Source organism: Oleiphilus sp. HI0043, assembly GCF_001634935.1.
On record NZ_LWEY01000271.1, the window covers coordinates 1 to 967 of the forward strand.

The 967-nt window shown below is 45.8% G+C and carries 1 protein-coding gene; it reads right to left on the reverse strand.

Annotated elements, in window-relative coordinates; genetic code table 11:
* Positions 1-967 (reverse strand): molybdopterin-dependent oxidoreductase (locus A3729_RS04010; RefSeq protein ID WP_156497636.1); only part of this gene is annotated, 967 nt, incomplete at both ends.

The window sequence follows — 967 nt, forward strand, 5'->3', positions numbered from 1 at the left end:
TTCCAATACAGGGAAATTCTCTGGAATCTTACCCATTTTCGCTAACAAGCGCGCATAGATTTCAGGCTCAGGTAAGGTACCCGGTAAAGGCTCAAACATCGGTGCACGCAAATGAAAGAAGTTCTCAGGAAACTCCGCGTTAAAACCTGTCGCTTCCCACTTCTCGAACTGAGAGGCAGCTGGCAGAACGTAGTGCGCCAAGCGAGCCGTTTCAGTCATCGCTACATCAACAACAACCAACAAATCTAACTTAGAAAAAGCGCGTTCATAGGCACTAGAGTCAGCGTAACTGCGAGCGGGGTTGCTACTATCCACCCAAATCGCTCGTAAACGATCTTCGCCCTCATGTTCAATTTCATCAGGCAATATGTTTGGTGGATACATTCCCGAAATCGGCATCATTTTATGATGAGCCGTGAGCTTGTACTCGCGGCGACGCTCGTCCGAATTACCTAATAAGGGAACAAATAAAGTGTGCAGATTATTGCCGCCAGTTTTCCCGAAATTGCCGGTCACCATATACAGCATTTTTTCCAAATATGCCGTCAAGGTGGAATGCAGTGACTGCTGCAGACCCAAGTCAATTCTTACGCATCCCGCTTTAGCATTAGCAAAGTCTCGTGCAACTTGCTGCGTCATCTCAAGGGATACATCGGCTTTTTCTACATACTCTTCAATAGGAATATCTAATAGTTCAGCTTCGAGCTTATTAAAGCCAGTGCAGTGATTCTCGAGGAAGGCTTTATCATGCAGGCCCTCTTTTACGATAATCGCCAAGATCGCAGACATCAGATAAGCATCAGTACCTGGCTTTAACTGAAAATGTATATCGGCTTGCTTCGCTGTTTCAGACCTTCTAGGGTCAAAAACCACCATCGTACGGTCCGGGTCTTTCTTAATTTCTTTAAGCGTATCGCGCGCATTGGGTATACCGTGTGACTGAAATGGGTTACAGCCAATAAATAGT